Here is a 21,468-nt window from a genome sequence, read left to right on the forward strand (position 1 = left end):
CGGATCAGGGCAGCACTACGGTCTCGACGCCCTCCCCGCCGGTTCTCCTGCATCCGTCGTCTCGTCGAGGGGCTCACGGCGGCCCACCGGCGCGCCCGACCCTCCGGCCGGGAGCGCGAACCGGGATGCCCCGGTGAAGGCGGATGGCTCCGCGCCCGTGTGGCGCCGGGTCTGCACCACGAACAGGACGATGCCGAGCGCGACGGCGGCGAGCGACGCCCATACGTTGGCGGGGACGCCCAGGAAGCCGATGCTCGAAGGATCGATGCGGATCGATTCGAGGTAGCTGCGGCCCGCGCCGTACCAGATCAGGTACAGCGCGAGCACCTTGCCCCATTGCAACGCGAAACGGCGCTCGGCCCAGAGGATCACGGCGAAACCGAGCAGGTTCCAGACGATCTCGTAGAGGAACAGCGGCTGGAACAGGGTGCCCGCCGGCAGCCCGGGCGGGAACTTGGAGTTCGTCGCCTCGATCTCAAGGCCCCAGGGCAGCGTGGTCGGCAACCCGAAGAGCTCGTGGTTGAAGTAGTTGCCGAGTCGGCCGAGAGACTGGGCGACCAGCAGCGCCGGCGCGAGGGCGTCCGCCACGCTCCAGAACCGCACCCGAGCGCGGCGGCAGGCGATGGCGATGCCGACGGTGCCGCCGATCAGGGAGCCGTAGAGGGCGTTGCCCCCATCCCAGATCGCGAACACGTTCCACAGGTCGTCCCCGGGAGCGAAGTAGTCGCCCACGTGCGTGAACACATGGTAGAAACGCGCGCACACGATCCCGAGGGGCACCGACCAGAGGGCGATGTCGATCGCGAATCCCGGCTCGATGTCGCGCCTCCTCAGACGCCTGCCGAGGATGAGGGTCGCCGCGATGATGCCGGCGATGATGCACAGCGCGTACGCATGGATCGTCAGCGGACCGACCTGGAACTGCGCCCATTGCTCAGGAGGGCTGGGGATGCTCGTTCTCATTCGATCGCCTTTCGGAGACGGGCACGGCATGAGCCACGCCAAGGGGCGGGTCGCGGAGGCGGCTGTGAACGGCGCAGCAGCCCCGCCTCAGACGTCTCGAGGCACCGTCGGGAGGGCGGCGAGCGGGGCGTGCGCCTCGTGGTGCAGCCGCTCCATGCGGCCGTCGAGCTCGCTGGCGGCATCGGCGGCCGCGGTGAGATCGTCGACGAGGTGCGCGGGCACCTGACCCTGGAACTTGTAGTGGATCTTGTGCTCCAGGCTGGCCCAGAAGTCCATGGCGATCGTGCGGAACTGCACCTCGACCGGCACCATGATCGGCCCGGAGGACAGGAAGACGGGTACCTCGAGGATCGCGTGCAGGCTGCGATAGCCGTTGGCCTTCGGCGTCGCGATGTAGTCCTTCACGATGCGCACCGTGATGTCGTCCTGCGCGGTGAGCAGGTCGAACAGGCGGTAGACGTCGGCCACGAAGCTGCAGGTCACCCGCACCCCGGCGATGTCGGTGATGTGCTGCCGGATCGACGCGAAGTCGGGCTCGACGCCGCGCCGCGCTACCTTCTCCACGATGCTGTCGGGCGACTTCACCCGGCTCTTCACATGCTCGATCGGGTTGTAGGAGTGGTGGTGGGTGAACTCGTCCCGGAGGATCGAGATCTTGGTCTCGATCTCCCGCATCCCGAACTCGTACTCGTGCAGGAAGCGCTGGAACTCGTCGCGCAGCTCCCGCGCCTCCGAGAGGGTCTGATTCAGCGCGTCGTCGTCGAGGGGGACCGTGCTCATGACTGCGACGCTACGCAACGGGCGTTCGGATCTCCTGTGTGTTCGTTCTGAGCGGATCCGGGAGCGACGAGACGCACCGGAGAACGCTCTCCCATAACGCTCCGGGACACGCCCGGCGCCGGACCGGGGCAAAGAGTGATGGAACAGTGATGCAACAACGCGCGCGCGAAATTGCATCGGCCCCGTTCCAGGCGTAATTTAGCCGCTCGTGGCAAATGACAGCCGTGAGAGCGCCGACGCCCCGCAGGTAGCCAAACGCATCCTGCTCGGCGAGCCGCTCAGCACAGAGAAGGCGAACGAGCAGCTCCTCCCGAAGCGGATGGCGTTGCCGATCTTCGCATCCGACGCGCTCTCCTCCGTGGCCTACGGCCCCCAGGAGATGCTGATGACTCTGGGCATCGGCGGGCTGGCGTTCCTCGCGTTCGCCCCGTGGGTCGCGGCAGCCGTCGTGCTGCTGCTGATCGTGATCGTGCTGAGCTACCGCAAGCTCATCCAGGCCTACCCCTCCGGCGGAGGCGACTACGAGGTCGCTTCGAAGAACCTCGGTGAGATCCCCGGCGTCGTCGTGGCCGCCGCACTGCTGGTGGACTACATCCTCACCGTGTCGGTGTCGATCGCCTCGGGCGTCGACAACATCATCTCCGCGGTCCCCCAGCTCGATCCCTTCCGCGTCGAGCTCGCCGTGGGCTTCGTGATCCTCATTGTGATCGTGAACCTGCGCGGCGTGCGCGAGGCGTCGACGTTCTTCGCGGTGCCGACCTACATCTTCATCGGATCCGTCGCCGTGATGATCGTCACGGGTCTCGTGCGCACCTTCCTCGGCGATGTGCCGATCGCCGAGAGCTCGCAGTACGCGATGCACGGCGATCAGCTCGCGAACGCCGCCGTGATCCTGCTGGTGCTGCGCGCCTTCTCGAGCGGCTGCTCCGCCCTGACCGGCGTCGAGGCCGTGTCGAACGGCGTGCAGGCGTTCCGGATCCCGAAGATCGGCAACGCGCAGGCGACGCTCGCCATGATGGGCGGCATCGCGATCCTGCTGTTCACCGGCCTCACCGCGCTCGGCCTCATCACGCAGGTGCACTACGCGGAGGACCCGTGCCGCGACCTCGTCGGCTACGCGTGCGGCCAGCCGCAGCAGAGCCTCATGGCCCAGATCGCGTCGGCCGTGTTCGGCGGCGGCTCCCTGCCCTTCTTCATCATCCAGGCGGCGACCGCGTGCGTCCTGCTGCTCGCGGCCAACACCGCGTTCAACGGCTTCCCGCTGCTCGGCGCCGTGCTCGCGCGCGACGGCTACGCCCCCAAGGCGCTGAACACGCGCGGCGACCGCCTCGTCTTCTCCAACGGCATGATCGTGCTCGGCATCGCCGCGATCGGCGTGCTGGTGCTGTTCCAGGCGAACCTGACGAACCTCATCCAGCTGTACATCATCGGCGTGTTCGTGTCGTTCTCGCTGGGCCAGGTCGGCATGGTGAGGCACTGGAAGGCGCTGCTGCGCAGCACCAAGTCGATGAGCGTGAAGGATGCGCTGCCCGTGCGGCGCACGGCGTACACGGGCCTCGTGATCAACTCGCTCGGCGCCTCGCTGACGATCGCCGTGCTCGTGATCGTCACGATCACGAAGTTCACCCACGGCGCGTGGATGGTCTTCATCGCGATCCCGCTCCTCGCCCTGCTCATGATGGGCGTGAAGCGCTACTACCGCGACGTCGAGCACGAGATCGCGATCGACGACACGACCCACTTCGGATCCGAGGGCGACGTCGCGATCATCCTCGTCAACCGCCTGCAGAAGCCGGTGATCAAGGCGATCGACTACGCGATCGCGGCGAAGCACCAGAAGACGATCGCCCTGCACGTGGCCGCCAACCCGGAGGACGGCGTGCAGCTGCAGAAGGACTGGCAGGAGCACCGGATCCCGATCCCGCTCGTGATCGTGGAGTCGCCCTTCCGCCACTATGCGGCGCCCGTGGAGGCGTACATCAACAAGTACCGGCAGAAGCACGGCCCCGCCGTGGTCACCGTGTACCTGCCGCAGTACATCGTCGGCCACTGGTGGGAGTCGATCCTGCACAACCGCCGCGCCCGCCGTGTGGCGAACCAGCTGATGCTCGTGCACGGCGTGACGATCACGCTCGTCCCGTGGCTGCTCGACTCGTCCGAGCTCATCTACGGCCGCCGGTCGCGCCCGGTGCCCGGCCAGCAGCGTGCAGGCCGCCCTGTGCCGCTCTACGGCGGCGAGGACTCCAAGGCCGCCCGCCGCGTGCAGCGCCCCGCCGGACCGCCCGAGAAGGGCTGAGCGCCCGCCCGGGTCGGCCGTTGACATGACGCCCCGCCCGGCGGGACACTCGGGCTGACCGCGGGTGAACGACCACCGCGCGGCGGCGGAAGGACGATGATGCCCGAGACCAGTGCCCTGATCGACCGGCTCCGCAGCAGGCTCCCGCAGGACGGGCTGGAGGACCGGGATCCCCGCGACGTCACCGGGGCCCTGAGCGCGATGATCGACCTCGCCGAGGGCCGCCGTGCCGGCGAGACGCGCGTGGCCGTGTTCACGCCGACCGTCGCGGAGAACGGCTGGACGTCGCGCCGGACGATCGTGCAGATCTGCACCGACGACGTGCCCTTCCTGGTCGACTCGGTCGCCGCCGCCGTCGCCGAGGAGGGCCCGACCGTCCACCTGCTCCTGCATCCGGTGGTGGCCGTCCGCCGCGACGACGAGGGCGGGATCCTCGAGGTCGGCGGCCTGGGCGGCCGGTCCGAGTCGTGGATGCACCTCGAGACCGACCGGATCCCGACGGCCGAGCAGCGCGAGGCGCTGCGCTCCCGGATCCTCTCCGTCGTCGCCGACGTGCACGCCGCGGTCGCCGACTGGGGCGTACTGCGACGCACCTGCCTCGACATCGTCACCGCGCTGCGCACGTCCCCGCCGCCGACCGCCGCTCCCGCGGAGATCGCCCGCAGCACGGAGTTCCTGAGTTGGCTCGCCGACGACCACTTCACGTTCCTCGGCTACCGCGCCTACGCGCTCGACGCGATCGACGGGGAGGACGTGCTCCGCCCCATCGACGACACCGGCCTCGGCATCCTCCGCGACGCGCCGAGCCGCGTCGTCCATCTGCGGCCCGAGGCCCGCGCGACCGCGCACGAGCCGCGGATCCTGACCATCACGAAGGCCAACTCCCGATCCACCGTGCACCGGCCCGTATACCTCGACTACATCGGTGTGCGCTCGTTCGACGAGGCGGGGAACGTGACCGGGGAGCACCGCTTCCTGGGGCTGTTCACGTCCATCACCTACGCCTCCTCCGTGACCGCGCTGCCGATCGTCGCCGCGAAGGTGACCGCGGTGCTGGCGGCCTCCGGGCACGCGCCGGGGTCGCACTCGGCCAAGGAGCTGGAGCAGATCCTCGAGGACTACCCCCGCGACGAGCTGTTCCAGGACTCGCCGGAGCACCTGCTCGCCGTCGCCACCCGGATCGGCCGGCTGCGCGAACGCCGGGGCGCGGCGATCTTCGCGCGTAGCGACGAGTTCGGCCGGTTCGTGTCGGCGCTGGTCCTGCTGCCGCGCGACCGCTACAACACCCCCGTGCGGCTGCGGATCGAGGCGCTGCTGAAGGACGCCTACGGCGTCGACGCCCTCGAGTACACGGCGAAGGTGGGCGAGTCGCCGCTCGCTCAGCTGCACGTGGTGATGCGGATGCCGAAGGATCGCGATATCCCGGCGGTCGATCCCGCCGACCTCGACGCGCGCCTCGCGGCCGCCCTGCGCACCTGGGACTCGGAGTTCGTCGACGCCCTGCACAGCGCGTACGACGAGGAGACCGCCGGGAGCCTGCACGCCCGCTACAGCGCGGCGTTCCCGGAGTCGTACAAGGAGTTCGCGACTCCCGAGGAGGCCGTCGGCGACGTGGAGCGCCTGGAGCGGCTCGACGCGTCCGGCGGGGTCGCCGTGCACCTGTACGCGGAGGGCGACGACCCGGCGCAGCGCTTCCTGACCGTTGTCAGCGTGGATCCGCGCCCGCTCGCCGAGGTGCTGCCCATGCTCACCGCGCTCGGCGTCGAGGTCGTCGACGACCGCCCGCACACCGTCTCCCTCGCGGACGGCAGCCGGCGGCACATCTCCGACTTCGGCCTGCGGCTGCCTGACGCGTCTCTGTGGGGCGACGAGAGGCGGGCGGCGCAGTTCGAGGACGCGTTCCTGGCGATCTGGACGGGCGCCGCGGAGAACGACAACCTCAACGCCCTGGTCGTGCACGCCGGCCTGGACTGGCGCGACATCGTCATCCTGCGCGCGATCGGCGGCTACCTGCAGCAGATCGGATCCGCGTTCTCGACGGGCTACATCGATCAGGCCCTGATCACGAACCCGGCCATCGCGGTGTCGCTGGTGCAGCTGTTCGCCGCGCGCTTCGACCCCGACACGGCCGACCCTGCCGCGGAGGCGCGCATCCGCGAGGGCGTGCTCCAGGGGCTGGACGGTGTCGCGAGCCTCGACCAGGACCGCATCCTGCGCGCGTTCCTCGGCGTGATCGACGCGACCCTGCGCACCAACTTCTTCCAGCGCGACGCCGAGGGGCATCCGAAGCCGTGGGTGTCGATGAAGCTGGACAGCAAGCGGGTGCCGGATCTTCCGGCGCCGCGGCCGATGGTCGAGATCTGGGTCTACTCCCCCGAGGTCGAGGGCGTGCATCTGCGCTTCGGCGCGGTCGCCCGCGGCGGCCTGCGCTGGAGCGACCGACGCGAGGACTTCCGCACCGAGGTGCTCGGGCTGGTCAAGGCGCAGATGGTCAAGAACGCCGTGATCGTGCCGACCGGTTCGAAGGGCGGGTTCGTCGGCAAGCGGCTGCCCGACCCGGCCGCCGACCGCGGGGCCTGGCTGGAGGCGGGCAAGGCCGCATACCGGACCTTCATCCGCGGGCTGCTGGACCTCACCGACAACCGCATCGGAGCCGGGATCGTCGCGCCCGATCGCGTCGTGCGCAAGGACGGCGACGACCCGTATCTCGTCGTGGCCGCCGACAAGGGCACCGCCACGTTCTCGGACATCGCGAACGGCATCTCCCAGGAGTACGGCTTCTGGCTCGACGACGCCTTCGCCTCGGGCGGCTCCGTCGGCTACGACCACAAGGCGATGGGCATCACGGCCCGCGGCGCGTGGGAGTCGGTGAAACGGCACTTCCGGGAGCTGGGCCACGACACGCAGACCGAGGACTTCACCGTCGTCGGCATCGGCGACATGTCCGGCGACGTGTTCGGCAACGGCATGCTGCTCTCCGAGCACATCCGCCTCATCGCGGCGTTCGACCATCGTCACGTCTTCGTCGACCCGGATCCGGATCCCGCCGCGTCCTTCGCGGAGAGGCTGCGGCTGTTCCGGCTGCCCGGCTCGTCCTGGGGCGACTACGACCCCGCGCTGATCTCCGCGGGAGGCGGCGCCTTCCCGCTCAGCGCCAAGTCGATCCCGGTGTCGCCGCAGCTGCGCGCGGCGCTCGGGCTCGATGACGCCGTGGTGGCGCTCACCCCGAACGAGCTCAAGCGCGCCGTGCTGCTCGCCCCGGTGGATCTGCTGTGGAACGGCGGCATCGGCACCTACGTGAAGGCCTCGACCGAGTCGCACGCGGAGATCGGCGACCGGGCGAACGACGCGATCCGCGTCGACGGACGCGACCTCCGGGTGCGGGTGGTCGGGGAGGGCGGCAACCTCGGCGTCAGCCAGCGGGGCCGCATCGAGGCGGCACATGCGGGCGTGCAGATCAACACCGACGCCATCGACAACTCCGCCGGCGTGGGCACCTCCGACCGCGAGGTCAACATCAAGATCCTCCTCGGCGCGCTCGTGCGCGAGGGCGTGCTGAGCATCGAGGACCGCAACGCCCTGCTCGCGTCGATGACCGACGAGGTGGCGGTGCAGGTGCTGCGCGACAACTACGAGCAGAACGTGCTGCTCGGCAACTCCCGCGCCAACGCCGCGATCATGCTGCCCGTGCACGAGCGGCTGATGGAGAGCCTGGAGGCGCGCGACGAACTCGACCGCGACATCGAGTTCCTGCCGGACCGGCTCGCTGTCCAGGAGCGTGTGGAGGCCGGCGAGGGCCTGACCCGTCCGGAGTTCGCGGTGCTCGTCGCGTACGCCAAGCTCGCGCTCAAGACGGACCTGGCCGCGACCGACCTCGCGGACGACCCGTGGTTCGCCGGAACGCTCGCGGAGTACTTCCCGAGCGCCCTGCGCGAGCGGTTCGCCGAGCGGCTCGCCGAGCATCCGCTGCGCCGCGAGATCATCGTGAACACGGTCGTGAACTCGATGGTCAACCGCGGCGGGATCACGTTCGCCGACCGCGCGGCCGCCGAGACCGGCGCCACCGCCGAGCAGATCGCCCGGGCCTACGTCGCGGCACGGGAGATCTTCGACCTTCGCGGATTCGTCGTCGCCGTCGAGGCCACCGACAACCTCGTCGACACCGCCACCCAGACCCGGCTGTACCTGGACTTCCGGCGACTGCTCGACCGTGCGGCGCGCTGGTTCGTGCAGCACCGCTCGGAGGGCGTCGACATCGGTGCGGAGATCGCCCGGTTCGCCGAGCCGGTGCGGATCCTGTCCGAACGGCTCGCCGGGTTCTTCCACGGAGACGAGGCGGCTCAGTTCGCGGCACGGCAGGCGGCGCTCGCCGCCGCGGGAGTGCCCGAGGATCTCGCGCATCGCGGCGCCCGGCTGCTCGAGGCGCTGCGACTGCTCGACGTGATCGAGCTCGCCCAGGCCAGGAGGTGGGATCTCGAGGACGTCGCGCGCACCTACTTCCTGCTCTCCGGGGAGATCCGGTTCGACGACCTGCTCACCAGCGTCTCGGAGCTCCCGCAGGACGACAGCTGGCAGTCGATGGCCCGCGCGTCCCTGCGCGACGACCTGTACGCCGTGCTCGTGGACCTGACCGCCTCGGTGCAGACCCATGCGGGCGACGTCGAGCTCGACCGGCGGTACGCCCGGTGGCTCGAAGGCGGCGGCAGCACGGCGCAGCGGGCCGCCGCCGCGCTCGCGGCGGCCTCCGCGGTCCCCCACCCCGGCATCGCCGTGCTGTCCGTCGCGCTGCGGCGGCTGCGCTCGCTCGTGCGCTGACGGCATCGGCGTTTCGCGGGCCGCTCCCGCCCGCGTCCGTCGGCAGGCCGTATGGATCCGGCGGGGAGCCGTAGGGAATCCGTGAGGACGCCGTTCCCGCGGTGACGGACCCGGTTCGATCGGATCCGTGCTCGACATCATCTACGTCGCGGGAACGCTCGCGCTGTTCGCCCTGGTCGCGCTGATCGCCCGAGGGGTGGAGAAGCTGTGATCGTCATCGAGATCATCGCGGCCGCCCTCGCGGTCGTCGCGATCGGCTACCTCGTGGTCGCCCTCGTCGCCCCGGAGAAGTTCTGATGGGCGCCGCGGACATCTGGCTGGGCGTGCTCCAGGCCGCCACCCTCATCGCCGTCCTCGTGCTCCTGTACCGCCCGCTCGGCGACTACATGGCACGGGTCTACACCGGGGCCAGGGATCTGCGCGTGGAGCGCGGCCTCTACCGCCTCATCGGCGTGGATCCGTCGTCGGAGCAGACCTGGCGCGCCTACGCCCGCAGCGTCCTCGCGTTCTCCGTGGTCGGCCTGCTGCTGCTGTACCTGCTGCAGCGCGTGCAGCAGGTACTCCCGCTCTCGCTGGGCCTGCCCGCGGTGCCCGAGGGGCTCGCGTTCAACACGGCCGCGTCGTTCGTCGCCAACACCAACTGGCAGTCGTACTCGCCCGAGCAGACCATGGGCCACCTCGTGCAGCTCGCGGGCCTCGCCGTGCAGAACTTCACCTCGGCCGCGGTCGGCATCGCGATCGCGATCGCCCTCGTGCGCGGCTTCGCCCGTCGCGGCAGCGCCACGATCGGCAACTTCTGGGTCGACCTCATCCGCGGCCTGATCCGCCTGCTGCTTCCCCTCGCGGTGCTCTCGGCACTCGCCCTCATCGCGGGCGGAGCGGTGCAGAGCCTGTCCGGCTTCACCGAGGTGCACACGCTCGCCGGTACGGCGCAGTCGATCCCCGGCGGGCCCGTCGCCTCGCAGGAGGCGATCAAGCTGCTCGGCACCAACGGCGGAGGGTTCTACAACGCCAACTCGGCCCACCCTTTCGAGAACCCGACGCCGTGGACCAACCTGCTCGAGATCGTCCTCATCCTCGCGATCCCGTTCGCCCTGCCGCGCACGTTCGGCCGCATGGTCGGCGACCACCGCCAGGGCTACGCGATCGCCGCGGTGATGGGCACGATCTTCCTCGTGTCGCTCGTGGCCCTCAGCGCCCTGGAGCTCGGCGGCGGCGGCACCGCCACGCAGCTGGCGGGCTCGGCCATGGAGGGCAAGGAGCAACGGTTCGGGATCCTCGGATCCACGCTCTTCGGCACCGCGTCCACGCTCACGTCCACGGGCGCCGTCAACGCGATGCACGACTCGTTCACGCCTCTGGGCGGCATGATGCCGATGATCAACATGATGCTCGGCGAGGTCGCCCCGGGCGGCGTCGGATCCGGCCTGTACGGCATGCTCATCCTCGCCGTGATCGCCGTGTTCGTCGGCGGGCTGCTCGTCGGGCGCACCCCGGAGTACCTGGGCAAGCGCCTCGGCCCGCGCGAGATCAAGCTCGCCAGCCTGTACATCCTGGTGACGCCGACCCTCGTGCTCGCCGGCACCGCCCTGAGCTTCGCGATCCCCGGCATCCGCAGCGACGTCGAGAAGACGTCGATCCTGAACCCGGGCCCGCACGGACTGAGCGAGGTGCTCTACGCCTTCACCTCGGCGGCCAACAACAACGGATCCGCCTTCGCCGGGCTCACCGCGAACACGCCGTGGCTCAACACGGCGCTCGGCGCGGCGATGCTGCTCGGACGCTTCGTCCCGATCGTGTTCGTGCTGGCCCTGGCCGGATCCCTGGCCCAGCAGCAGCACGTGCCCGAGACCGCGGGCACGCTCCCCACCCACCGCCCGCAGTTCGTCGGGCTTCTCATCGCGGTCTCCGTCGTGGTCACCGCCCTCACCTACTTCCCCGTGCTCACGCTCGGGCCGCTCGCAGAAGGACTCGTCCGATGAACGCCCTGTTCAAGACCACCCCGGCCCCGGAACCCACCCCGTTCCCCGAGGATCTCGAAGGGACGAACGCCGGGCCGGCCGCTTCGAGAGCCTCAGCGACCGAGCGCCCGCAGCGCGCCTTCGGCTGGAGCCAGCTCGTGCAGGCGCTCCCCGGCGCACTGCGCAGGCTGAACCCGGCGACGCTGCTGCGCAACCCCGTGATCCTGCTCGTCTGGGCCGGCGCCGCGCTCACCACGGTGCTCGCGATCGCCGAGCCGTTCCTCGGCCCGGGCGCCGCCGCATCCGGCGGCACCCCCGCGCCGAGCGGATTCACCTGGTCGATCGCGGTCTGGCTCTGGCTCACGGTGCTCTTCGCGAACCTCGCCGAGTCGGTCGCGGAGGGACGCGGCAAGGCGCAGGCGGCGACGCTGCGCAAGACGCGCACCAGCACGATGGCCCGGCGCGTGGTCGGCTACGACCCCGCCGCCGACCCGGATGCGGTCCGCGCCGCGACCGAGGAGGTCGCCTCGAGCGAACTGCACCGCGACGACGTCGTGCTCGTCGCGGCGGGCGAGCCGATCCCCGGCGACGGCGACATCATCGCCGGCATCGCCACGGTCGACGAGTCCGCGATCACCGGCGAGAGCGCCCCGGTGGTGCGCGAATCGGGCGGCGACCGCAGTGCCGTCACCGGTGGCACCCGGGTGCTGTCGGATCGCATCGTGGTGCGCATCACGTCGAAGCCGGGCGAGACCTTCGTCGACCGCATGATCGCCCTCGTCGAGGGCGCGGACCGGCAGCGCACCCCCAATGAGATCGCGCTCAACATCCTGCTCGCGAGCCTGTCGATCGTCTTCCTCGTGGTCGTGCTGGCGCTGAATCCGATCGCGTCGTATTCCGCGTCCCCCGTGAGCGTCCCCGTGCTCATCGCCCTGCTCGTGTGCCTCATCCCGACCACGATCGGCGCGCTGCTCAGCGCGATCGGCATCGCGGGCATGGACCGGCTCGTGCAGCGCAACGTGCTCGCGATGTCCGGCCGTGCGGTCGAGGCGGCGGGCGACGTCACCACGCTCCTGCTCGACAAGACCGGCACCATCACGTACGGCAACCGGCGCGCGACCGACGTGCGCCCGGTCGAGGGCGTCACCGCCGACGAGCTGCTGCACGCGGCGGCCCTGTCGTCGCTCGCTGACCCCACACCGGAGGGCGCCTCGATCGTCGAGCTCGCCGCGGGCCGCGGCATCGTGGTCGCCGCTCCCGAGGGCGCCGAGACCGTGCCGTTCACCGCGCAGACCCGCATGAGCGGGGTGGATCTCGCCGACGGGACGCAGATCCGCAAGGGGGCAGGATCCGCGATCCGCGCCTGGATCGAGTCGGAGGGCCCTTCGACAGGCTCAGGGACCGGCGCGGGGGCCTCAGGGACCGGCGCGGCGGCCTCAGGGACCGGCGCGGCGGCCGCCGCCGAGGCCGCGCGCTTCGCCGACGAGATCGCCGCGTCGGGCGGCACTCCGCTCATGGTGGCGGTCAGCGCCCCGAGGTCGTCGACCGAGGGAGGCACCCGGATCCTCGGCGTCGTGCACCTCAAGGACGTCGTGAAGGAGGGCCTGTCCGAGCGCTTCCAGGAGCTGCGCAGCATGGGCATCCGCACCGTGATGATCACGGGCGACAACCCGCTCACGGCGAAGGCCATCGCCGCCGAGGCCGGGGTCGACGACTACCTCGCCGAGGCCACGCCCGAGGACAAGCTCGCCCTCATCCGGCGCGAGCAGGAGGGCGGCCGCCTCGTCGCGATGACGGGCGACGGCACGAACGACGCCCCGGCGCTCGCGCAGGCCGACGTCGGCGTCGCGATGAACACCGGCACCTCGGCCGCCAAAGAGGCCGGGAACATGGTCGACCTCGACTCGGATCCGACCAAGCTGATCGACATCGTGCGGATCGGCAAGCAGCTGCTGATCACCCGCGGGGCGCTCACGACGTTCTCGCTCGCGAACGACATCGCCAAGTACTTCGCGATCATCCCCGCGATGTTCATGGGCGCGTTCCCCGGCCTCGCCGCGCTGAACATCATGCAGCTGCACTCCCCCGCGTCCGCCGTCACGAGCGCGATCGTCTTCAACGCGATCGTGATCGTCTTCCTCATCCCGCTCGCTCTGCGGGGCGTCGCCTACAGGCCGGCGAGCGCCGCGCAGATCCTGCAGCGCAACCTGCTGATCTACGGGATCGGCGGCGTCATCCTGCCGTTCGTCGGCATCAAGATCATCGACCTCTTCGTCGCCCTGATCCCCGGCTTCTGAGCCGGTCCGGCGGCCCTCCCGAAAGGCACCTCCCATGTCGAACCTCCGCGGCACCGTCCGCGTCACCGGCGTCGCCGTCCGCGCGATGCTCGTGCTCACCCTCGTCCTCGGCGTCGGCTACGCGCTCGTGGTCACGGGCATCGGCCAGCTCGCCCTGCCCTGGCAGGCGAACGGCTCGCTCGTCGACGCCAAGGGCGCGCCGACCGGCGGATGGACCGGCGGCTCCGCCCCGGTCGGCAGCACCCTCGTCGGCCAGTCGTTCACCGATTCTAAGGGCGATGCCCTGCCGCAGTACTTCCAGCCGCGGCCCTCGGCGGCCGGCAAGGACGGCTACGACCCGACCGCGTCCGGGGGCAGCAACCTCGGACCGAACAACCCCGATCTGGTGAAGGGGATCTCCGAGCGCCGTGCGGCGATCGCGGCCCGCGAGCACGTCGCCGAATCGGCGGTGCCCGCCGACGCCGTCACCGCATCGGGCTCCGGACTGGATCCGCAGATCAGCCCGGCCTACGCCCTGCTGCAGGTGAACCGGGTCGCCGAGGCGCGCGGCCTCGATGCGTCCGCCGTGCGCCGCCTGGTGGAGTCTAGGATTCAGACGCGCGACCTCGGCTTCCTGGGCACGGCGCGGGTGAACGTCCTCGAGCTGAACCAGGCGCTGGACGCCCTGCCGCGATGAGGATCCGGGTCGATGCGCGAGGGTCGGTGAGCAGGCCGGCATGTCGGTGAGCGAAGGGGTGTCGGCGATGGCCGAGCGGCGGCGAGAGGGCGGGTCCGCGCGGGGACGCCTGCGCGTGCTGCTCGGCGCCGCGCCCGGCGTGGGCAAGACCTACGAGATGCTCGGCGAGGGCAGGCGTCTGGACGAGCTCGGACGCGACGTCGTGATCGGCGTCGTGGAGACGCACGGCCGCGCCGCGACTCTCGCGCAGACGCAGGGCATCGAGCAGGTGCCGCGCCGGATCGTGTCGCACCGCGGCGTGCAGCTCGACGAGCTCGATCTCGACGCCGTGCTGGCCCGCCGCCCCGAGCTCGCCCTGATCGACGAGATGGCGCACACGAACGCACCCGGATCCCGCAACGCCAAGCGCTGGCAGGACGTGCAGGAGCTGCTCGACGCGGGCATCGACGTGATCACCACGGTGAACGTGCAGCACATCGAGTCGCTGAACGCGGTCGTGGAGAAGATCACCGGCGTCGTGCAGCAGGAGACCGTGCCCGACGAGGTGATCCGCGACGCCGACGAGGTGGAGGTCGTCGACCTCGCCCCGCAGACCCTGCGCGACCGGCTCTCCGCCGGGCAGGTGTATCCGGCCGAGCGGATCGACGCGGCCCTGTCGAACTACTTCCGTCTGGGGAACCTCACCGCCCTCCGCGAGCTCGCCCTGCTCTGGCTCGCCGACGAGGTCGACAGCGCCCTGCGCAGCTACCGCAGCCAGCACGGCATCGACAGTGCCTGGCAGACCCGCGAACGCGTGGTCGTCGCCCTCACCGGAGGGCCGGAGGGCGAGACGCTGCTGCGTCGCGGCGCGCGGATCGCGGCCCGCTCGGCCGGCGGCGAGCTGCTCGCGGTGCACGTCACCACGCAGGACGGCCTGCGCGGCGACCGTCCCGGCGCCCTCACGCAGCAGCGCGGTCTCGTGGAGTCGCTCGGCGGCAGCTACCACCAGCTCGTCGGCGACGACGTGGCCGGCACGCTCGTCGAGTTCGCGCAGTCGGTCGACGCCAGCCAGCTCGTCATCGGCGTCAGCCGGCGCAGTCGCCTCTCGGCCGCGCTCACCGGGCCGGGCATCGGCGCCGAGATCATCCGCCGCTCCGGCGACATCGACGTGCACATCGTCACCCACTCGGCGGCGGGCCGGCGCGGGCCGCTCCCGACGATCCGCGGCGGCGCCCTGGGCTGGCGGCGCCAGCTCATCGGCTTCGCGGTCGCGCTCATCGGCGGGCCGCTGCTGTCCTGGCTGCTGTTCTCGCTCAAAGCACCGGGATCCATCACCTCCGACGTGCTCAGCTACCAGCTGCTCGTCGTCGTGGTCGCGCTCATCGGCGGCCTGCGGCCCGCGCTGTTCGCGGCGGTGCTGAGCGGATTCACCCTCGACTTCCTCTTCGTCGAGCCGCTGTTCACGGTGACGATCGCGGATCCGCTGCACGCCCTCGCACTCGTCCTCTACGTCGTGATCGCGGTGCTCGTGAGCATCGTCGTGGACCAGGCCGCCCGACGTGCCCGCGCCGCGCAGCGCGCCTCGGGCGAGGCCGAGCTGCTCGCCGCCGTGGCCGGCAACGTGCTCCGCGGCGACAGTGCCCCGACGGCGCTCGTCGCCCGCGCGCGCGAGGCGTTCGGACTGAGCGGGATCCGGCTGCTCTCCCCCGACGGCGACGTGCTCGCGGTCGACGGCGAACCCCTCGGCGGCAACGTCCCCGGAGGAGACCCGGAGCACGCGGCGCACGACGCGCACGGGCCGGAGGCGCGGACGACCACCGCGACGGCGGGCGCGTCCGCGACGGCGGACGGAGCCCAGCCCCCGCGGCCGCCGCGTGTGGAGACCGTGCCGGTCGGCACCGCTGCGGACGGGCGCCCGCGGGCGATCCTCGAGCTGCACGGCGGAGACCTCGACGCCGCGGGCCGGCGCCTGCTCGACGCGATCGTCGCGCAGCTCGCCGCGGCGATCGAGCACACCGACCTGCGCGAGACGGCGAAGGAGGCCGCCGTGCTCGCCGAGACCGACCAGGTGCGCAGCGCCCTGCTCTCGGCGCTCAGCCACGATCTGCGCCGTCCCCTGGCCGCGGCCGTCGCCGCCGTCGGCGGGCTGCGCGGCGCCCACCGGCTCTCCGCCGAGGACCGCGCGGAACTCGTCGAGACCGCCGACGAGAGCCTCGCCACGCTGTCGCGCCTCGTCACCGATCTGCTCGATGTGAGCCGCGTGCAGGCCGGCGTGCTGGCGGTCTCGCTCGGTCGGGTCGACGCGGGCGGCGGCGTCGTGTCGGCGCTCGACGAGCTGTCCCTGGGCCCCGACGAGGTCGAGCTCGCCCTGGACCCGGCGCTCCCGCCGCTGCGCGCGGATCCGGTGCTCCTGCAGCGCGTGCTGGTGAACCTGCTGACCAACGCCGTGCGGCACTCGCCGGCCGGCGACCGCGTGATCGTGTCGACGAGCCGGCTCGGCGAGCGGGCCGAGATCCGCGTGGCCGATCGCGGCGAGGGCATCCCGGAGGATCAGCGCGAGAGCGCGTTCCTGCCGTTCCAGAGGCACGGCGACACCGACAACACCACCGGCCTGGGCCTGGGCCTGGCCCTCTCCCGCGGTTTCGCCGAAGGCATGGGCGGTACGCTGACCGCCGAGGACACGCCCGGCGGAGGCCTGACCATGGTGGTGTCGCTGCCTCTGGACGATGCTGGTCTCGACGTGAGTACTCGGCCGGATCCGGGCGCCGAGTACGACACTCTGCGCACTTCGCACCGGGAGCCGCGCTCCGACGACGAGGGAGGGACCCGATGAAACTGCTCGTCGCCGACGACGATCCGCAGCTCGTGCGCGCGCTGCGGATCACCCTCGCCGCCCACGGCTACGACGTCATCGCCGCTCCCGACGGGGCCGCCGCGATCGCGATGGCCGCGCAGGCGCACCCCGACATCGTGCTGCTGGACCTCGGCATGCCCAAGCTCGACGGGATCGCCGTGATCGAGGCCCTGCGGGGATGGAGCGACGTGCCGATCCTCGTCGTCTCAGGGCGCACCGGGTCCGCCGACAAGGTCGAGGCGCTCGACGCCGGCGCCGACGACTACGTCACCAAGCCGTTCCAGGTGGACGAGCTGCTGGCACGGCTGCGCGCCCTCGCCCGCCGTCGCGGCGGCGCACCGTCCGAGTCGTCCGTCTCGTTCGGCGACGTCGAGGTGGATCTGGCCGCGAAGGCCGTCACGCGGGACGGATCCCGGGTGCACCTGACCCCCACCGAGTGGCAGATCCTGGAGCACCTCGCCCGCCACCCCGGGGCGCTCGTGACCCGGCAGGAGCTGCTCCGGGAGATCTGGGGCACGGAGCAGGTCACCGACACCGGCTACCTGCGTCTGTACCTGTCGCAGCTGCGCAAGAAGCTCGAGCGCACCCCCAGCGCTCCGGAGCATCTGCTCACCGAGCAGGGCATGGGATACCGTCTGGTGCTGGATCCGGCCTGACCCCCGGGCGAGCCGCCCCTTCCCTTCCGTCTGTTTGCGCCGATCCGTGGCGTTCGGGGCCTGAAACCCACCGTTTGACGCAAACAGACGGAAGGGGCCGGAGGGCAGGCGCTTCGGATCCCGAGGTCACGCGCGGGAGCGCCAGAGCAGCCACACGAAGTAGGGCGCGCCGAGGAGCGCCACCACGAGCCCCGCCGGCAGCTGCGCGGGGGCGATCACGGTGCGGCCCACGGCGTCGGCGGCCCCGACCATCACCGCGCCGAGCAGCACCGCCACCGGTACGACCCTGGCGTGACGCGCGCCGACGAGCGCACGGGCGGCGTGCGGGGCGACCAGGCCCACGAACCCGATCACGCCGACCTCCACCACGCTGAACGCCGCGAGCACGGCGGCCACCGCGAGGATCAGCAGCCGGGAGCGCTCCAGGCGCACGCCGAGCAGGCGCGGGGTGTCCTCGTCGAGCGCGAGCAGATCCAGCTCCCGCGCCCGCAGGAGCACGACCGGCAGCGCGATCGCGAGCACCACCGCCAGCGGGACGACCTGCTCCCAGATCCGCCCGTAGGTGGTGCCGCTCAGCCAGGTGTAGATCTTCGGGGTGTCGAACGGGCTCGCCCGCAGCAGCACGAACGACGTGAGGGCGACCGCGGCGGAGGAGACGCCGATCCCGATCAGGAGGAAGCGGTCGGCGCCCAGCCCGCCCCGCCAGGAGAGCAGGTACACGAGGGCGAAGGCGCTGAGCGCCCCCACGACGGCCGCCACGAGCATGCCCGCGGTCGTCGCCGCCGCGCTGGTCACCACGAGCACGGCGCCCAGTCCCGCGCCGCCGGTGATGCCGAGAAGACCGGGATCCGCCAGCGGATTGCGGCTGACGGCCTGCGTGAGACATCCGGCGAGAGCGAGGGCCGCTCCCGCCGTGACCGCGGCGAGCACGCGCGGCGCGCGCTCGTCCAGGGCGAAGGCGATCTGCGGAGGCGCCTGACCCTGCAGCCACAGCAGCACGTCGCCGGAGAGCAGCCGGGTCGCGCCCAGCAGCAGGCCCGCGAGCACGGCAGCCCCCAGCAGCACGGCCGCGACCGCCAGCACGATCGCGAAGCGCCGTCGTCCGCGCACACCGAACCGGATCGACGGCGGACGGCGTGTGGGTCCGGAGTCGCGCAGTCGCCGCGCCATCGCCACGAGCACCCCCGCGCCGAGCAGCGTCGTGGCGACCCCGGTGGGCACGGCGATCGCGCCCTCCGCGCCGATGATGAGCCGCAGGAGCGCGTCGGAGAGGATCACCACGAGCGCGCCGAGGAGACCGGAGGTTGGCAGCAGCAGCGCGTGCCGGCCGAGTCCGGGCACGACACGCACCAGGAGCCGGGCCAGAACCGGCGCGCACAGCCCGACGAAGCCGAGCGGGCCGGCCAGCGTCACCGCGGTCGCCGTGAGCACCACCGACAGCACGATCCCGAGCATCCGCGTGGACCGGATCGGCACGCCGAGGCTCGAAGCCAGGTCGTCGCCGAGGGCGAGCACGTCGAGTCGCCGGGCGAGCAGGAGCGCGGCGGCGGCCGCCACGACGACCACCGGCGCAGCCCGCAGGAACGCCTCGACCCCGAGCTGCGACAGGCTCCCGCTGCCCCAGGCGAGCAGGCCCTTGGTCTGCTCGCTGAACAGGATGAGCAGCGCCGAGGTCGCGGCCTGGAAGGCCAGTGCCAGAGCGGATCCGGCGAGCACCAGGCGGGTCGTCGAGGATCCGGATCCGCCGGCGAGGCCCAGCACGATGACGGCGGCGGCGAGGCCGCCCGCGAAGGCGACGACGCCCGATGCCCAGAACGGCAGCGAGATCCCGAAGGCGGCGACGACGGTGATCGCGAGATAGGCGCCCGCCGTGACGCCGAGCGTGTCGGGGGAGGCGAGCGCGTTGCGGGCGAGCGACTGCATGAGCAGGCCAGCCATGCCCAGGGCGATGCCGACGGCGATGCCCGCGGCGAGGCGCGGCACGCGTGCGCCGAGCAGGATCTCGGGCTCCGCCCAGACCGCCCCGCTCGTACCCTGGGTGAGGTGCCAGCCCGCGGACGCGACGAGGGCGAGAGCGAGCACGACGAGCACGCCGACGACGCCGAGGCGGGCGCGGACCCCGGTCGCCGGGCTCGTGCCCGGTTCTCCGGTCGTCCGCGGATCCGCCCCCGCCTCGGCCGCCTCCGTCGTCCCCGCCGTCCGCATCGCGCTCATCGGATCCGGGTCACTTGCCGAACACGTCGACATAGGCGTCGGCGATGCGCTCCGCCGAACGCGGGCCGCCGAACGTCCAGATCCCGGTGGGGAACGCGTGGACGCGCTTCTCCTTCACGGCCGGGATCGTGGTCCAGGCCGGGTTCTTCTCCGCGGCGGCGATGAAGCTCGTGCTGTCGGGGTCGTCCGTCCCGGTGTGCAGCAGGGTCGCGGACCCGATCGTGGTCATGCCCTCGATGTCGGTGCTGCCCAGGCCGTACGCGGGATCGGTCTCGCCCTTCCAGACGTTGGTGAGGCCGAGCTCGGCGCCGATCGCCCCGATCAGCGACCCGGATCCGAACCGCCGCAGCGACACCGTGCCGGCGTCGACCCAGCCGTCGATGTAGACGAAGTCGGTGCTCGCGGGCTTCGCCGCGGCGATCGTCTGCTTCGCCGTCTCGAGATGCGCGTTCAGCTCGGCGGTCACCGCCTCGGCACGTTCGGTGCGGCCCGTCGCCTGCGCGATCAGGTCGAACGTCGCGCGCAGCTGCCGGAGCGGATCCTTCGCGTCGGCGCCGACCGTCACGAGCACGGGCACGCCGTACTTCTCCAGCTGCCCGATGATCGCGTCGTCGCGGGTCTGCGCCTCGACGATGACGAGATCCGGCTTGGTGGCGAACAGCGCGTCGAGATTGGGCTCCTGGCGCTTGCCGACATCGGCGACCCCGTCGGGGAGCGCGATCGACGTGTCCCACTGCCGGTAGCCGGCGGCGTCCGCGACGGCGACGGGCGTCACGCAGAGGGTGAGCGCATCCTCGACCTGCTGCCACTCCAGCACGGCGACGCGCTCGGCGGGCTTGTCGAGCTTCACGGTGCGGCCGATCGCGTCGGTCAGGGTGACGGGTCCGGTGGCCGTCTTCGTGTCGGCGGCGCACTCCGCGGTCGTCGCGGTGGTACCGCCGCGGGGTTCTGCGACGGAGGTCGTGCCGCAGCCGGCGAGGACGAGCGCCGTCACGGCGAGCAGCGGGGCGAGGACGAGGGGCTTGCGCATGGTTCTCCAGGGTCGGGATCGATCGAGGGCAGGGATCCGGTCGGGCCGGTCGACGTCGGGGGCGAAATCAGGCGGGCTGCGGGATGACGCGACGCACGCCGTGCCGTCCGCGCGGGATCACGCGCACGCGCCCGTCGTCATCGATCGCGGTGTCGATGGGCAGCCCGTAGGCCGCCGACAGGTGCTCGCCGGTGAGCACCTCGGCCGGGGTGCCGTCGGCACGCACCCGTCCGTCGTGCAACAGCACGATCCGGTCGGCGATCGCGGCGGCGTGGTCCAGGTCGTGCAGCACGACGCCCAGGGCGGTGCCGGCATCGGCGAGATCGCGGATGAGGTCGAGCGTGGAGATCTGGTAGCGCAGATCGAGGTGGTTGGTGGGCTCGTCCAGCAGCAGGATCGGCGTGGCCTGCGCGAGCGCGGTGGCCAGCCAGACGCGCTGCAGCTCGCCGCCGGAGAGCTCGTCCACGGGCCGCGCGCCCATCGCGGTCAGGCCCGTGACGTCGAGCGCGCGGTCGATCGCCGCCCGGTCCTCGTCGCGCAGGCCGCTGAACCGTCCGCGGTGCGGGTGACGCCCGAACGCGACGACGTCGCGCACCTCGAGGCCCGACGGGTGCGGGCGCGACTGCGAGAGCATCGCCACGGTGCGGGCGAACTCGCGGGCATCGAGCGCGGCGGCGTCCTGCTCGCGTCCGGACGGGCCGAGCCGCACAGTGCCGGACCGCATCCTATGGAGCCGGGCGATGGCGCGGAGGGCTGTGGACTTGCCGCTCCCGTTGGGGCCGATGAGGGCCGTCACCTCACCGGGGACCAGCGTCAGCGCGACGTCGTGCACGACGGGCGTGCGGCCGTAGTCGAGGGCCAGACCGTGCGCCACGAGCCCCGTCGGACGGGTCGGCGCAGGCCGGGCGGATTGTCTGCGATTCGTCATGTTAGGGGAGCCTAACCTA

The 21,468-nt window shown here is 71.8% G+C and carries 13 protein-coding genes; 8 read left to right on the forward strand and 5 right to left on the reverse strand.

From position 1 onward, the window contains the following. Positions 1-15: 15 nt before the first annotated feature. Together lgt and RL72_RS11770 are read right to left on the reverse strand one after the other, a co-directional pair. On the reverse strand, positions 16-963 hold the full coding sequence (lgt, locus tag RL72_RS11765) for a prolipoprotein diacylglyceryl transferase (protein ID WP_082072347.1): 948 nt from the start codon (positions 961-963) through the stop codon (positions 16-18). Positions 964-1,050: 87 nt separating this feature from the next. Further along, the gene (locus tag RL72_RS11770; RefSeq protein ID WP_045251043.1) at positions 1,051-1,743 is read right to left on the reverse strand and encodes a GTP pyrophosphokinase; all 693 of its coding nucleotides are present in this window, start codon (positions 1,741-1,743) and stop codon (positions 1,051-1,053) included. 208 nt (positions 1,744-1,951) lie between these two features. Here RL72_RS11770 and RL72_RS11775 point away from each other — a divergent pair, with 208 nt between their 5' ends. The 8 genes from RL72_RS11775 to RL72_RS11810 all read left to right on the forward strand — a co-directional run bounded on the left by RL72_RS11775 (position 1,952) and on the right by RL72_RS11810 (position 17,277). Beyond that, the gene (locus tag RL72_RS11775) at positions 1,952-4,039 is read left to right on the forward strand and encodes an APC family permease (protein ID WP_052674352.1); all 2,088 of its coding nucleotides are present in this window, start codon (positions 1,952-1,954) and stop codon (positions 4,037-4,039) included. Between the two features lie 99 nt (positions 4,040-4,138). Further along, on the forward strand, positions 4,139-8,854 hold the full coding sequence (locus RL72_RS11780) for an NAD-glutamate dehydrogenase (protein WP_248700462.1): 4,716 nt from the start codon (positions 4,139-4,141) through the stop codon (positions 8,852-8,854). 207 nt (positions 8,855-9,061) lie between these two features. Beyond that, positions 9,062-9,151, forward strand: a complete 90-nt coding sequence (locus RL72_RS19880; protein ID WP_045251045.1) for a potassium-transporting ATPase subunit F — start codon at positions 9,062-9,064, stop codon at positions 9,149-9,151. Further along, entirely contained in the window at positions 9,151-10,836 is a 1,686-nt protein-coding gene (gene kdpA / locus RL72_RS11790) for a potassium-transporting ATPase subunit KdpA (protein WP_045251046.1), read from the forward strand. The genes RL72_RS19880 and kdpA overlap by 1 nt, the downstream gene beginning before the upstream one ends. After that, complete coding sequence (gene kdpB, locus RL72_RS11795; RefSeq protein ID WP_045251047.1) at positions 10,833-13,112, forward strand: potassium-transporting ATPase subunit KdpB; 2,280 nt, start codon at positions 10,833-10,835, stop codon at positions 13,110-13,112. The genes kdpA and kdpB overlap by 4 nt, the downstream gene beginning before the upstream one ends. Before the next feature lie 34 nt (positions 13,113-13,146). Beyond that, positions 13,147-13,788 carry a potassium-transporting ATPase subunit KdpC gene (kdpC, locus tag RL72_RS11800; protein WP_045251048.1) on the forward strand — a complete coding sequence of 214 codons (642 nt, stop codon included), beginning with the start codon at positions 13,147-13,149 and terminating at the stop codon, positions 13,786-13,788. A 40-nt stretch (positions 13,789-13,828) separates the two neighbouring features. Next, positions 13,829-16,600, forward strand: coding sequence for an ATP-binding protein (locus RL72_RS11805; protein WP_248700463.1), 2,772 nt, complete (start codon positions 13,829-13,831; stop codon positions 16,598-16,600). Continuing rightward, a complete protein-coding gene (locus tag RL72_RS11810) occupies positions 16,597-17,277 on the forward strand; it encodes a response regulator (protein WP_045251049.1) in 681 nt (226 codons plus the stop codon). Before RL72_RS11805 ends, RL72_RS11810 begins: the two co-directional genes overlap by 4 nt. A gap of 126 nt (positions 17,278-17,403) precedes the next feature. On the opposite strand, the gene RL72_RS11815 is transcribed toward RL72_RS11810, so the two are convergent. The 3 genes from RL72_RS11815 to RL72_RS11825 form a co-directional block, all read right to left on the reverse strand. Next, on the reverse strand, positions 17,404-19,491 hold the full coding sequence (locus RL72_RS11815; RefSeq protein WP_045251050.1) for an iron ABC transporter permease: 2,088 nt from the start codon (positions 19,489-19,491) through the stop codon (positions 17,404-17,406). A gap of 10 nt (positions 19,492-19,501) precedes the next feature. Then, entirely contained in the window at positions 19,502-20,521 is a 1,020-nt protein-coding gene (locus RL72_RS11820) for an ABC transporter substrate-binding protein (protein ID WP_045251051.1), read from the reverse strand. A 67-nt stretch (positions 20,522-20,588) separates the two neighbouring features. Further along, a complete protein-coding gene (locus RL72_RS11825; protein ID WP_045251052.1) occupies positions 20,589-21,449 on the reverse strand; it encodes an ABC transporter ATP-binding protein in 861 nt (286 codons plus the stop codon). Positions 21,450-21,468: the final 19 nt, after the last annotated feature.

Origin of the sequence: Microbacterium azadirachtae (genome assembly GCF_000956545.1) — a bacterium.
GTDB lineage: Bacteria > Actinomycetota > Actinomycetes > Actinomycetales > Microbacteriaceae > Microbacterium > Microbacterium azadirachtae.